This window comes from Streptomyces sp. JLBT605, from assembly GCF_058215555.1.
In genome coordinates this window covers 727,901-740,623 of the sequence record NZ_CM177087.1, presented here as the reverse complement: position 1 = coordinate 740,623, position 12,723 = coordinate 727,901, and the positions used below count along the sequence as shown (strand labels likewise).

14 protein-coding genes are annotated in these 12,723 nt (G+C 72.9%); 9 read left to right on the top strand and 5 right to left on the bottom strand.

Annotated elements, in window-relative coordinates; all coding sequences use genetic code 11:
* Positions 1-383: 383 nt before the first annotated feature.
* Positions 384-2,762: a phosphoketolase family protein gene (locus tag AC4BDD_RS03445; protein WP_490689475.1), complete on the bottom strand. Its 2,379-nt coding sequence runs from the start codon at positions 2,760-2,762 to the stop codon at positions 384-386.
* Positions 2,763-2,900: 138 nt separating this feature from the next.
* Here AC4BDD_RS03445 and AC4BDD_RS03440 point away from each other — a divergent pair, with 138 nt between their 5' ends.
* Both AC4BDD_RS03440 and AC4BDD_RS03435 read left to right on the top strand, forming a co-directional pair.
* Positions 2,901-3,350, top strand: coding sequence for a cyclic nucleotide-binding domain-containing protein (locus tag AC4BDD_RS03440; protein WP_490689474.1), 450 nt, complete (start codon positions 2,901-2,903; stop codon positions 3,348-3,350).
* Between the two features lie 157 nt (positions 3,351-3,507).
* Positions 3,508-4,116: a TlpA family protein disulfide reductase gene (locus AC4BDD_RS03435; RefSeq protein WP_490689473.1), complete on the top strand. Its 609-nt coding sequence runs from the start codon at positions 3,508-3,510 to the stop codon at positions 4,114-4,116.
* 68 nt (positions 4,117-4,184) lie between these two features.
* Here the strand turns inward: AC4BDD_RS03435 and AC4BDD_RS03430 are convergent, their stop codons facing one another.
* Both AC4BDD_RS03430 and AC4BDD_RS03425 read right to left on the bottom strand, forming a co-directional pair.
* A complete protein-coding gene (locus AC4BDD_RS03430) occupies positions 4,185-5,012 on the bottom strand; it encodes an MOSC domain-containing protein (protein ID WP_490689472.1) in 828 nt (275 codons plus the stop codon).
* A 197-nt stretch (positions 5,013-5,209) separates the two neighbouring features.
* The gene (locus AC4BDD_RS03425; RefSeq protein WP_490689471.1) at positions 5,210-5,707 is read right to left on the bottom strand and encodes a DUF6643 family protein; all 498 of its coding nucleotides are present in this window, start codon (positions 5,705-5,707) and stop codon (positions 5,210-5,212) included.
* 259 nt (positions 5,708-5,966) lie between these two features.
* On the opposite strand from AC4BDD_RS03425, the gene AC4BDD_RS03420 reads away from it, so the two are divergent.
* The gene (locus AC4BDD_RS03420; protein ID WP_490689470.1) at positions 5,967-7,304 is read left to right on the top strand and encodes a TerD family protein; all 1,338 of its coding nucleotides are present in this window, start codon (positions 5,967-5,969) and stop codon (positions 7,302-7,304) included.
* Between the two features lie 93 nt (positions 7,305-7,397).
* Here the strand turns inward: AC4BDD_RS03420 and AC4BDD_RS03415 are convergent, their stop codons facing one another.
* Positions 7,398-8,567: a glycosyltransferase gene (locus tag AC4BDD_RS03415; protein ID WP_490689469.1), complete on the bottom strand. Its 1,170-nt coding sequence runs from the start codon at positions 8,565-8,567 to the stop codon at positions 7,398-7,400.
* 162 nt (positions 8,568-8,729) lie between these two features.
* Between AC4BDD_RS03415 and AC4BDD_RS03410 the strand changes: the two genes are divergently transcribed.
* The 6 genes from AC4BDD_RS03410 to AC4BDD_RS03385 all read left to right on the top strand — a co-directional run bounded on the left by AC4BDD_RS03410 (position 8,730) and on the right by AC4BDD_RS03385 (position 12,430).
* Positions 8,730-9,521, top strand: a complete 792-nt coding sequence (locus AC4BDD_RS03410; protein WP_490689468.1) for a glutamate racemase — start codon at positions 8,730-8,732, stop codon at positions 9,519-9,521.
* Positions 9,522-9,686: 165 nt separating this feature from the next.
* Entirely contained in the window at positions 9,687-10,247 is a 561-nt protein-coding gene (locus AC4BDD_RS03405) for a hypothetical protein (RefSeq protein ID WP_490689467.1), read from the top strand.
* A gap of 50 nt (positions 10,248-10,297) precedes the next feature.
* The gene (locus tag AC4BDD_RS03400) at positions 10,298-10,777 is read left to right on the top strand and encodes an NUDIX hydrolase (RefSeq protein ID WP_490689466.1); all 480 of its coding nucleotides are present in this window, start codon (positions 10,298-10,300) and stop codon (positions 10,775-10,777) included.
* A 70-nt stretch (positions 10,778-10,847) separates the two neighbouring features.
* Complete coding sequence (locus AC4BDD_RS03395; protein WP_490689465.1) at positions 10,848-11,390, top strand: GNAT family N-acetyltransferase; 543 nt, start codon at positions 10,848-10,850, stop codon at positions 11,388-11,390.
* Between the two features lie 246 nt (positions 11,391-11,636).
* Positions 11,637-11,795, top strand: a complete 159-nt coding sequence (locus AC4BDD_RS03390; RefSeq protein ID WP_490689464.1) for a hypothetical protein — start codon at positions 11,637-11,639, stop codon at positions 11,793-11,795.
* 2 nt (positions 11,796-11,797) lie between these two features.
* The gene (locus AC4BDD_RS03385; RefSeq protein WP_490689463.1) at positions 11,798-12,430 is read left to right on the top strand and encodes a hypothetical protein; all 633 of its coding nucleotides are present in this window, start codon (positions 11,798-11,800) and stop codon (positions 12,428-12,430) included.
* On the opposite strand, the gene AC4BDD_RS03380 is transcribed toward AC4BDD_RS03385, so the two are convergent.
* Entirely contained in the window at positions 12,417-12,695 is a 279-nt protein-coding gene (locus AC4BDD_RS03380; RefSeq protein WP_490689462.1) for a hypothetical protein, read from the bottom strand. The two genes, AC4BDD_RS03385 and AC4BDD_RS03380, sit on opposite strands and share 14 nt — an antisense overlap.
* Positions 12,696-12,723 lie beyond the last annotated feature (28 nt).

Here is a 12,723-nt window from a genome sequence, read left to right as displayed (position 1 = left end):
CGTCGTCGCACGTGAGATCGATCCGTTCGTCGCCGGGGTCGGGGAACGTCCGATCGCACGCCTGGTCGGCCGCGGTGTGCATCACCGCCGCGTCCCGACCCGGCTGTGCTTCGCCCCCGCCGACGGTGCCCCTGATGGTCCGAGTCAGAGAGCAGAGGTTACGAGCCGTTGGCGCACAGACCGCGCTTGCGACAGAACTTGTCCCATTGGATGCGCTTGATGGCCGAATGAGATCTCGGCGGGTAAGCAGACTGAGAATTTTGGCGATGGAATTCTTTCGTTTCGCCGTCGAACAACGGGATGAGAGCGCGACCATTTCGCAGCCCAGCCCAGCCCAGCCCAGCCCAGCCCAGCCCAGCCCAGCCGCGGCCGGCGCTCTGGGCTCAGCCCGCCCACCGCCACTCCGTCACCTCCGGCAGATCCGTGCCGTGCTCCCGGATCCAGTCGTGGTGCCGGTACCGCACGTCCGCCATGGCCTGGCGGACCGCGGCGGCCCGCGTCGCCAGCCCCGGCACCCGGTCGATGACGTCCATCACCAGCCGGTACCGGTCGAGGTCATTGCTCACCACCATGTCGAAGGGGGTGGTCGTGGTGCCCATCTCCTTGTAGCCGCGCACATGCAGGTTCGGATGCGCCGCCCGCCGGTAGGTCAGCCGATGGATCAGCCAGGGATAGCCGTGGTAGGCGAAGATCACCGGGCGGTCGCGGGTGAACAGCGCGTCGAACTCCTTCTCGGTCATCCCGTGCGGATGCTCCTCGCGCGGCAGCAGCCGCGCCATGTCGACCACGTTCACCACCCGTACGGCCAGCTCCGGCAGGTGGCGGCGGAGCAGCGAGGCCGCCGCCAGCGTCTCCTGGGTCGGCACGTCCCCGGCGCAGGCGAGCACCACCTGCGGGCCCGCTCCCGGCCGCTCGGTCCCCGCCCACGGCCAGATCCCGGCGCCGCGCGCACAGTGACCGCGGGCCTCCTCCAGACCGAGCCAGTCGAAGGCCGGCTGCTTGCCGGCGACCACCACATTGAGTACGTCGCGGGTGCGCAGCACATGGTCGGCGACGCACAGCAGGGTGTTGGTGTCCGGCGGCAGGTACACCCGCACCACGTCCGCGCTCTTGTTGAGGATCTGGTCGATGAAGCCGGGATCCTGGTGCGAGAAGCCGTTGTGGTCCTGGCGCCAGACATGCGAGGTCAGCAGGTAGTTGAAGCCGGCCACCGGCGCCCGCCACGGGATGGTGCGGGCCGTGCTGAGCCACTTCACATGCTGGGCGGCCATGCTGCCGACGATGTGCGCGAACGCCTCGTACGAGGAGAACAGCCCGTGCCGCCCGGTGAGCACATACCCCTCCAGCCACCCCTGGCACAGATGCTCCGACAGCACCTCCATCACCCGCCCGTGCGGCCCCAGGTGCTCGTCGGTGTCCCGCAGCTCGGCCTGCCAGACCTTCTCCGTCACCTGGTACAGGTCCTGGAGCCGGTTGGACGCGGTCTCGTCCGGGCCCACCACCCGGAAGTCGCGGCGGTCGGCGGTGTCCGCCATCACCTGGCGCAGCAGCCCGCCCAGCACCCGCGTCGGCTCATGGCTCGCGGCTCCCGGCCCGTCGACCCGCACCGCGAAGCGGCCCAGGTCCGGCAGCGGCAGCTCGCGCAGCAGCCGGCCGCCGTTGGCGTGCGGGTTGGAACCCAGCCTGCGGTCCCCGGCCGGCACGCACTCCAGCACCGGCGCACGCGGATGCCCCTGCTCGTCGAAGAGTTCCTGCGGCAGGTACGAGCGCAGCCAACGGTCCAGCTGGCTCAGGTGGTCGGCGTTCTCCCGGACCTCGGCCAGCGGCACCTGGTGGGAGCGCCAGGTGCCCGCCACCGGCGCGCCGTCCACCTCGCCCGGCCCGGTCCAGCCCTTGGGCGTACGGAGGACGATCACCGGCCAGCGCGGCCGCCGCCGGTCGCCCTCCTCCCGGGCCGCGCGCTGCGCGGCGGCGATCCGGTCCAGCGCGAGGTCCAGCATGGCGGCCATGTCGCGGTGTACCTGGGCCGGGTCGCTGTCCAGGGTGCCGGTGACGTACAGCGGCTCGTGGCCGAAACCGCGCAGCAGGGAGTCGAGTTCGTCCTCCGGCAGCCGGGCCGCCACCGAAGGGTTGGCGATCTTGTATCCGTTGAGGTGCAGGATCGGCAGCACCGCGCCGTCGTGGACCGGATCCAGGAACTTGTCGGCGTGCCAGGAAGCGGCCAGCGGCCCGGTCTCCGCCTCGCCGTCGCCGATCACGCACGCCACCAGCAGCCCCGGGTTGTCCAGCGCCGCACCGTAGGCGTGGGCGAGGGAGTAGCCGAGCTCGCCGCCCTCGTGGAAGGAGCCGGGCACCTGCGGCGCGGCATGGCTGGGCACCCCGCCCGGTGTGGAGAACTGCCGGAAGAGGCGGTTCATGCCCGCCAGGTCCCGGCCGAGATCCGGGTTCAGCTCGCCGAACGTCCCCTCCAGCCAGGCGCCGGCGAGCACCGCCGGGCCGCCGTGCCCCGGCCCCCAGACGCAGACCGTGTCCAGATCACGCTCGGAGATCACCCGATTGAGGTGTGTGTAGACCAGGTTCAGCCCGGGACAGGTGCCCCAGTGGCCCAGCAGCCGCGGCTTGATGTGCTCGGGCCGCAGTGGCTCGGTGAGCAGTGCGTTGCCGCGCAGATAGATCTGGCCGGCCGCCAGGTAGTTCAGCGCGCGCCAATGGGCGTCGAGGTGCTCCGCCGCGGTGTCGGTGAGGGTGGATCCCGTCTCCATACTCCTGTCTCCATGCGCCCGTCTCCGTGCTCCCGTATCGGCCGGGAGCCCGCGCAGGACCGCGCCGGCCCCCGCGTCCGACCATGCCACAGCCGCCGCCGAAGGGCGCGGCGGGCGGTCAGGCGGCACAGTGAGGTCATGAGCGGACTTCTCAGCGGGCTGTCGAGCGAGCATCGCGAGCGGCTGATGGCCCTCGCGCACGACGTGTCCTTCGCCTCCGGGACCCGGATCTTCGAGGAAGGCGGCAGGGCCGACCGGTTCTGGATCGTACGCACCGGGTCGGTGACCCTCGATATGAAGGTGCCCGGACGGCGGGCGGCGGTGATCGAGACCCTCGGCCCCGGGGAACTGCTCGGCTGGTCCTGGCTCTTCCCGCCGGTCGGCTGGCATCTGGGCGCGGAGGCGCTCAGCCCGGTCCGGGCGCACGAGTTCGACGCGGCCACCGTGCGGCGGCTGTGCCAGGAGGACACCCCGCTGGGCTACCAACTGGTGCTGGCCTGCGCCCAGGCGATGGGCCAGCGCCTGCAGAGCGCGCGCACCCGGCTGCTGGACATGTACGGGCCCTACGGCGGCAGCGGGCCGCACTGACCGCCGCCGGGGAGGTCGCCCCCCAGGGACGGGGGTGCCACCGGTCGCCCGCCGGGGACGAGGCCGCCGTCCGGCACGGAACGCGGGCCTGGGAGCCGGGTGTGGGGTGGGCGGGGGTCCCCTCCGGCCGGGCGAACCCCCGTGCGAAGCTGGGCACATGGATGATCTCCGTCGTGCTCGCCGAGCCCCCCTGCCCGTACGCGCCACCGCCGCCGGAGCCGCGCTCGCCGCTCTGCTGGGCTTGAGCGGCTGCGGGGCAGGCTCGGACGGCGGCGACGCGGGCGGCCGGTTCCGCGGCTCCGGGGCGATCGGCACGGTGCCCGCGGGCGAGCGGCGCGCGGCCCCGGACCTGTCGGGGGAGACCCTCGACGGCGGCCGACTCGACTTCGCCGACTACAAGGGCAAGGTCGTGGTGGTCAACCTCTGGGGGTCCCAGTGCGGACCGTGCCGCGCCGAGACCGCCAACCTCGTCAAGGTCGCGAAGGACACCCGGAGCGCGGGCGTGCGCTTCGTCGGCATCAGCCGGGACGCCAGCCGGGAGGCCGCGGAGAAGTTCGAGAAGGAGTACGGCGTCCCGTACCCCAGCCTGCACGACCAGATGGGCAGGATCGCGCTCCGCTTCCCCAAGGGGAGCATCAACCCGCAGTCCATCCCCGCCACGGTCTTCATCGACCGCAAGGGGCGCATCGCGGCCCGCGCGCTGACGCCGTTGACCGAGGCCAAGCTGCGCGAGACCCTGAAGCCGCTGATCGCGGAGCGCGCCTAGGGATCCGCGGAGACCCACCGGAGACGTCCTGGCCCCGCAGCCGGGCGTGCCGACCGGCCGTCAGCCGGTCAGTCGAGCACCTCCAGCCGGTCCCCGGCGCGTACCGTGCCGCGCTGCTCGGGGATCAGATTCTGGCCGAAGACGAGGCTGTCGCCCATCCGGTGATGGCGGGCCAGCGTCCGCAGTGGCTCCTTGCCGCGCTCGAGGGTCCGCTGGTCGGTCGTGGTCACCACACAGCGTCCGCAGGGCTTGGCCACCCGGAAGGACACCTCGCCGATCCGGATCCGCTTCCAGTCGTCCTCGGCCCAGGGCGCGCTGCCCTCGACCACCAGGTTGGGGCGGAAGCGGTTCATCGGCAGCGGGCCCTCGTCCGCGTGGTCGCCCCGCGCGATCAGCGAGTTGAGCATGGACAGCGAGGCGACCGAGGTGATCAGCAGCGGAAAGCCGTCGGCCAGGCTGACGGTCTCGCCGGGCCCGGCGTACTCCTGGTCGATGAGCCGGCGGCGCGCCGGGTCGTCCAGGTGGACCAGGCGCACCGCGGTGCCCAGATACGTACTCAGCCAGTCGTCTGCGGCTCCCCCCGCGGGCACCGTGACGACGGTCTTCCCGAACAGCGTGACCGGCCCGGCCTCCCGCCCCCGCTCGGGCACGGCGACGGTCAGCGGCTCCTGCCCGGGCGCGTTCAGCCGGATGCCGCCGTCCGGCAGCGGCTCGGCGCCGGCCAGCGCCAGCCGCGGCTGCTGCCGCTGGGTGACGGCCCGTCCGTCCGGCTCGACCACCATCCACCTGCGGTCCCCGGCCAGCCCCCAGGGCTCGACCGCCGCCGCGGCGGGCGACAGCCCGGCCATCGACTTCACGGGATACACATGGACGGAGACCACAGCTGGACCGGGCATACGGACATCCTGCCACGGCGATCGAACATCCGGACGATCATCTCCCGCGGTCGGGAACGCGCCACCGGGTGACGAACGACTCGGTGGCGCCCGGCGCGGCGACGAGCGACTCGGTGACGCACGACGCGGCGACGAACGCGCCGGGATGAACGAGCCGGGGACGAGGCCCCGGCGAACTCATCGCGGCGGGACGTCGGTCAGTAGCCCTGCTGCGGGTACTGCTGCCGCCCGTACGGGTCCTCGTACTGTCCGGGAGCCGGTCGCGGTGCGGCGGGGCGGGGCGCGGCGGGCCGGGGCATCGCCGGACGCATCGCCTCGTACCCCGTCGGGCCGCCGACGGCCGGACGCGGCTGCTGCTGCATGGGAGGCTGGCCGCCGGGGTAACCGCGCGGAGCCGTCGCCTGCGGCGGGATGTACGGCGCGGGCGGATGCTGCAGACCGGTGGGCTGCGGCATTCCGCCCTGCGTCGGATAGCCGTGCGGCGGAGTGTGGTGGGACGGCGCCGCGGGCAGCGCCGGCAGCGCCGCGGGCAGTGCGGCCGGGAAGTGGCCGCTGGCGTCGTAGGGCGAGGGCACCCGGATGGGCGCGATCTGCGGTGTCCCCCGCTCCGCGACGAGGCTGTCGTAGATGGGAGTGTCCGGGAAGGACGGCGAGGAGTAGTAGCCGCCGCCGTAGGTACTGCGGGGGGAGGTCATAGCCCATAAGTTAAGCCCACGATGTGCCGGTTGGGGAGTCCGATAAGCGGGTTGTTTCATGGGTTCTCGGTGGCCGGCGATCGCCAATGCGAGCGAACCTGGGAAAATCGGTCGCCAAGGCGCGTTGAGATCGTGTAAAGAGCACGTTCTCGGCGGGTTACCGGCGGTTGACTGAGTGGGCCCGCGACCGGTCCGACCTGGACCGGAGCCTCCGCGTGCCAGGACGCGGGCGAACGGAAGAGAAAGGCAGGGGGAAGGGATGGCGATGCGCAAGGGCGCCAATGTTCAGGTACCGGCTTCGGCGGTGCGGATCGAGCTCGGCTGGCGCACCGGCCCGGGCGTACCGGATGTGGACGCCTCGGCGCTGCTGCTGATGGCCGGAAAAGTCCGCTCCGACGATGATTTCATCTTCTACAACCAGGCGACGCACTCCTCCGGAGCGGTCCGCTACGACGGCAAGCACCCCGCCGGTGGCGCGGTGACCGACACGCTCTTCGTCGATCTCGAACGGGTGGAGCCCGCGATCGAGACGGTGGTGCTCGCCGCCTCGGCCGACGGCGGCAACTTCGGCCAGGTCCCCGGCCTGCACATCCGCGTCCTGGACGCGGCGGCCGGCACCGAGCTCGCCCGCTTCGACAGCGAGGACGCGACGGTGGAGACCGCGTTCGTCCTCGGCGAGCTGTACCGGCGGCAGGGAGCCTGGAAGTTCCGGGCCGTCGGACAGGGCTACGGCAGCGGCCTCGCCGGTCTCGCCACCGACTTCGGGATCACGGTCGACGAGCCGCAGGCCCCCGCGGCCGCGCCCGCCGCCCCGCCCGCCCCGGCGATGCCCGCCCCGCCCGCCCCCGCGCCGATGGCACCCCCGATGGCACCCCCGACGGCGCCCACCGCGCCGCCGCCGTTCGGCGCCGCCGCCCCGCTGCCGCCCCCGCCGGCCGCACCCGGCGCCGCCGCCCCGGTGCGGCTGACGAAGGTGACGCTGACCAAGGAGGCGCCCACCGTCTCGCTCACCAAGCAGGGCGGCACCTCCGGTGTCATGCGGGTCAACCTCAACTGGGAGGTGCGCAAGCAGTTCCAGGGCTGGAGCCACAAGCTCGGCAAGGCGCTGGCCCTCCACGGCGACCTCGACCTGGACCTCGGCGCGTTCTTCGAGCTGGCCGACGGGCGCAAGGGCGTGGTGCAGGCCCTGGGCAACGCCTTCGGCTCGCTCCACCAGCCGCCGTTCATCCAGCTGGACGCGGACGACCGGACCGGCGCCCGGTCCACGGGCGAGAACCTCACCATCAACCTCGACCAGAAGGACGCCTTCCGCCGCATCCTGGTGTTCGTCGCGATCTACGAGGGCGCACGCAGCTTCGCCAACCTCAACGCCACGGTCACCCTCACTCCGCAGAGCGGCGCACCGGTCGACTTCTCGCTGGACGAGTGCACCGTGCCGTCGCCGGTCTGCGCGCTCGCCCTGATCACGAACAACGGTGGCGACCTGATCGTCCAGCGCGAGGCCCGCTACCTGGTGCCGCAGCGCGGTGTCAGCCCGCAGCGCACCCTGGACCACGCCTACGGCTGGGGCATGAACTGGACGCCGGGCCGTAAGTAGCCGACGCCGGGGCGCCCGGCCTCGCCCGGGGCGGGCGCGCCCGGCCCCGGCGAGGCGGCTGCGGCACAGCCTCCGCGGGCCGACCGCCTCCGGTCAGGGGGAGGCGGTCGGACGCCGGTAGGTGCGGCCCTTCCAGGCCGCGCCCCGGCCCCGGTAGTGCTGGACCGCCGAGTCGACCGTCATCAGCAGGTACAGCGCGGCGGTCAGCGGCAGCAGCGGCGCCAGCCACAGGGTCTGCCGGTAGTAGCGCAGCATCGGGACGTAGGTGCCCGCCATCACCGCCCAGGTCGCCCCGCCCACCACCAGCAGCTCCCCGCACCCGGTGATCGCGCCGGTGCAGGCGGCGGCGGGCGGTGCCAGATAGACCACCGCGAGCCCCGCGACCGTCACCACCAGCAGCAGCGGGTTGTGCCGCAGCTGGGCGTAGGCGCTGCGCGAGACCATCCGCCACAGCTCACCCAGGCGCGGATACGGGCGCACGCTGTCCACCCGCTCGGCCAGCCCCAGCCACACCCTGCCCCCGCCGCGCTTCACCGCCCGGGCCAGGGCCACATCGTCGATCACCGCCTGCCGGATGCGGTCCGGGACGCCCGCCCGCTCGGCCGCCGCCCGTCGCAGTAGCACACAGCCGCCCGCCGCGGCCGCCGTCCGGCTCCCGGCGGCATTGATCCACCGAAAGGGGTACAGCTGTGCGAAGAAGTAGACGAACGCCGGGATGATCAGCCGCTCCCAGAAGGTGGCCACCCGCAGGCGGGCCATCTGCGAGACCAGGTCCAGATCGGCCGAGCAGGCGGCGCGCACCAGCTCCCGCAGACTGTCCGGTTCATGGGCGATGTCGGCGTCGGTCAGCAGCAGCCAGTCGGCGTCGGTCCGGGTGCGAGCCAGCTCCATGCCGTGCCGCACCGCCCACAGCTTGCCGGTCCAGCCGGGCTCCGGTTCGCCCGGCGAGGCCACGGTCAGCGGCAGCCCGCCCAGTCCGGCAGCCAGCTCGTGGGCCAGCTCGCCGGTGCCATCGGTGCTGCCGTCGTCGATCAGGAAGACCTCGACGCGGCCGGGATAGTCCTGGAGGAGCACCGACGGCAGGCTGAGCGGCAGCACCGGCGCCTCGTCCCGGGCCGGCACCACCACGGCCACCGAAGGCCACTCGGCCGGATCCCTGCGGCGCGGTAGCCGCACGTCCGTACGCCAGAAGAACCCCTGCCCCAGCAGCAGCCACAGCCAGGCGACGGCCGCGGCGGCGGCGATCCATAACAGCGCGCTCATCCCTCGCAGTCTGCCGGACCGGGCGGCTGAGCCGAGGCGGGCGCGCACGGGCGATCGACTAAAGTGGCCCGGTGCCGTGTGCGCCGCCCGCCGCGGTCACCAGCGGCCGGCGGAACGGGTCAGGCTCAGGACATTGCACGGCAGATTGCGAGGGGGAACTCGGTGAAGATCGCGCTGGTGGACTCCGGTATCGGCCTGCTCGCGGCGGCGGCCGCGATGCGCCGTATGCGGCCCGACGCCGATCTCATCCTCTCCTCCGACCCGGACGGCATGCCGTGGGGGCCGCGGACCACGCAGGACCTCACGAGCCGGGCGCTCGCCTGCGCCCGCGCCGCCGCCGCGCTCGGGCCCGACGCGCTGATCGTCGCCTGCAACACCGCCTCGGTGCACGCCCTGGACACACTCCGGGCCGAGCTGGAGCCCGCGCTGCCGGTGATCGGCACCGTGCCGGCGATCAAGCCCGCGGCGGCGGGCGGCGGCCCGGTGGCGATCTGGGCCACCCCGGCCACCACCGGCAGCCCCTACCAGCGCCGGCTGATCCGCGACTTCGCCCAGGGCGTGCCGGTCACCGAGGTCGCCTGCCCGGGGCTCGCCGACGCCGTCCAGCAGGCCGACTGGCGCGCCATCGACGAGACGGTGGCCGCCGCCGCCTCCGCCACCCCGCCCGGGCTGCGGGCCGTGGTGCTGGGCTGCACCCACTACGAGCTGGTCGCCGACCGTATCCGGGACGCCGTCCAGCCCGCCGGAGCGCCCCCGCTCGCCCTGTACGGCTCGGCGGAGGCGGTGGCCGCCCAGGCGCTGCGCCGGCTCGGCGCCGCCCCGGCGCCGACGGCCGCGCCGACCGGAACGCTCGCCGTGCTGCTCAGCGGCCGGACCGCCACCCTTCCGGCGGAAGCCCTCGCCTACCCCGAGGGCGACATGCTGACCGCCGCGGCGGGCGCGGTCCGCGGCTGACCGGCTGCCCCGCGGCGCCCCGAATGCGCCGGGCGCCCGGCAGGACCCCGGGTGAACCACCGCGCACACCGGCACCGAAAGCGGGCGAAAGCTCGGCCAGAATCAGGATAAAAAGGGTCATAGCGTCCCCTGCTGGTGGCGGACGCCTTGAGTAGGCTTCCTGCCATGAGGGACCACCGCGAGGGCCTGATGCCTGGGGTGACCGAGTTTCCGCCGCCGGTATGGACCGGACGCGCGACCAACCGCGTGCAATGGCCGCTGGCGGCCCTGGGCGCCGCCTGCCTGGCACTCGGGATCGATCTCGCCGTCGACTCCAACTGGACCTCCGGCATCGCCCCGCTGCTGATGTCGGTGATCGGCTGCGTCGCCGCCGGGCTGCTGATGCTCTTCGGCACCCTCGCCTTCGTCCACGTGGCGGTGCGGGTCGACGCCGACGCGCTGGAGGTGCGGTGCGGCCACATGGGCCTGCCGCGCCGCCGCATCCCGCTCCGCCAGGTGGTCGGCGCCGACTTCGTCCCTCGCGTCACCCCGCGCCAGTGGGGCGGCTGGGGCTACCGCTGGCGTCCGGAGAAGGGCACCGCCGTCGTCGTCCGCCGCGGCGAGGGGGTGGCGCTGCGCCTCGGCGACGGCCGGGTCTTCACCGTCACCGTGGACGACGCGGAGGCCGCGGTCCGGGTGATCCGCAGCCATCTGAGGATGATCGCCCGGCGCGCCTCGGAGGCATGACGGACTGCGGTCGGCACGGGGCCGGCGGGATGCCGGATACCCTCTGGCGCATGGCGATTCCCGACTTCATCCGCGATCTCAGGTCCGACATCGGCCACCGGCTGCTGCACCTTCCCGGCATCAGCGCCATCGTTCTCGATGACGCCGGCCGGGTGCTGCTGGTCCGCCGGTCCGACACCGGCGGATGGTCGGTCATCGGGGGCATCCCGGAGCCGGGCGAGCAGCCGGCCGCCGCCGTGGTGCGCGAGGTGTTCGAGGAGACGGCGGTGACCTGCGTCCCGGAGCGGGTGCTGCTCGTGGAGTCCCTGAAGCCGTTCGTCTATCCCAACAACGACGTCTGCCAGTTCATGGACATCTGCTTCGTCGCGCGTGCGACGGGCGGCGAGGCGCGGGTGAACGACGACGAGAACCTCGATGTGGCGTGGTTCCCGATCGACGCGCTGCCCGACATGGAGGACTTCGCCATCACCCGGATCAAGCTGGCCACCCAGGGCGGACCGACCTGGTTCGAGGGCATCGGCGAGGCGTGAGCGACGGTCGGCCGGGCCGAGTCGGGAGGCAGTGGGTGTGTTGTCGGTGGCCGCTGGCACACTCCGGGGGATGAGCACGCACTCCCTCGAACTACGCCAGTTCACCTCCCCCGACGATGTCGACGCCGGACTCCGGCAGGCCCTGATCGACTGCTGGGTCGAGGTCACCAACGCCGGCGGGGCGGCCGGTTTCCCCTTCCCGCCCATCGACGCCCGGCAGGCCGCACCCGCTCTCGACGCGATCCTCACCAGCCTCGCCCCGGACACCTGCCGTCTGATCGTGGCGTTGGTGGAGGGGGAGGTGGCGGGGTGGCTGAACATACGCCGCGACACCTTCGCACTCATCGCGCACTGGGGGACGCTGCACCACGTCCAGACCCATCCCCGCGTCCGCGGCCGCGGTATCGGGGTCCTGCTGATGGAACGGGCTCGCCAGGTCGCCCGGGACGAGATGCTCCTGGAGCACCTGCACCTGGCGGCACGCGGCGGAGTGGGGCTGGAGGACTTCTACGCACGGCTCGGCTGGAAGGAAGTCGGCCGCTGGCCCGACGCCCTCCGCTTCGCCCCTGGAGACAACCGCGACGAGGTCCTCATGGTCCTTCAACCACTGTGAACCCCATGCGTCACGGTGAACTCACAGGGGAGAGCTCGGCCTGGCTGTCCGGATAGTGACCCTCGCGCTGTCACTCGATGAGCGCTGCGAGCCGTTGATGGTTCTTCAATTCCCTTGCGGGGGCCGGGATCCCGCTGAAGTGACGTCCGATATGGGAATTTGTGTCCGTATTTTCTAGTGGCTTGACTCGCACACGACGGCAGTTTAGGTTCGCCTAACCTTACTTCTGACCGAAGGTTTCCAGCCATGCCTAGACCCTCGCTGCGCTCGCTCTGTGCGGCCGTCCCGCGCGCGACGCTCCAGCCGCCGACGTTCCTGCGGCATGGCGCCAGCGGTGAGAAGCCCGCGCTGAGCGAGAAGCCTGTGGTGACCTTCCGCGACGTCGAACTGAAGCCCGAGAGCTGAACGTGAGCCCGACCTCCGCGTCCGCGACTTCCGGCAGACCCCTGGCCGCCCCGGTTCCCCGCTCCGCCGGGCGACGGGGGCGGCCCGCGCCCGCCGGCGCCGGCGAAGCCCCCGGCCAGCCGACCACGCCGGTCTGGGTGCTCGCCGTCCTGGCCGTCCTGAGCTTCACCGGCCTGGCGGCCGCCTGCTGGGTGGCCCACCACGTCCACGCCGACCCGCCGCTTCTGCTCGCGGCCCGCTTCGTCCATCTCGTGACGCTGGTGGTCGGCCTGGGATCCGTGCTCGCCGTCGACTGGTTCGCCCTCCTGTGGATGCTGGGGCGGCGGCGACTCGCCGACGTCCTGGGCACCGCCTGCGCGCTCCAGGTCCCCATCTGGCTCGGACTGGGCGGACTGGTCGTCACCGGCCTCTTCCTCCGCCCGGACCTCGCCTCGCCGCTGACCCAGATCAAGGTCGGCCTCGTCCTGGTCATCACGCTCAACGGGCTTTTCGCCCACTGGCTCGGGCAGCGCCTCGCCCCGTACCGGGAGGCCCCGGTCCCCCGCCGCCTGCTCATCCAGTCCGGCGCGGCCGCCACCGTCAGCCAGCTCGGCTGGTGGGGCGCCAGCCTGATCGGCTTCCTCAACAGCCAGTGAGGGGCTGGAGACCGCGCTGTTCATCTGGTCCGCCGTGCCTGGCCAGCGCGAAGGCCGGCCACCGCCAGAACCGGAACTGCGCGGCGGGCACCATCGACAGCACCACCACCGGCACGGTCAGCACCGCCGAAGCGATCAGCCGGTCCCGCAGCGGGCGTACGTGGCGCTCCTCTTCCCCGACCGGACCCTCACCGCCGGCAGCGGCCGGGGACTCGGCTGTGGCAGGCAGGGCGGGAAGGCCGGCCCCGTACCCAGCGGCCTTCACCACATCGATCAGATCCTGCGGCGCCACA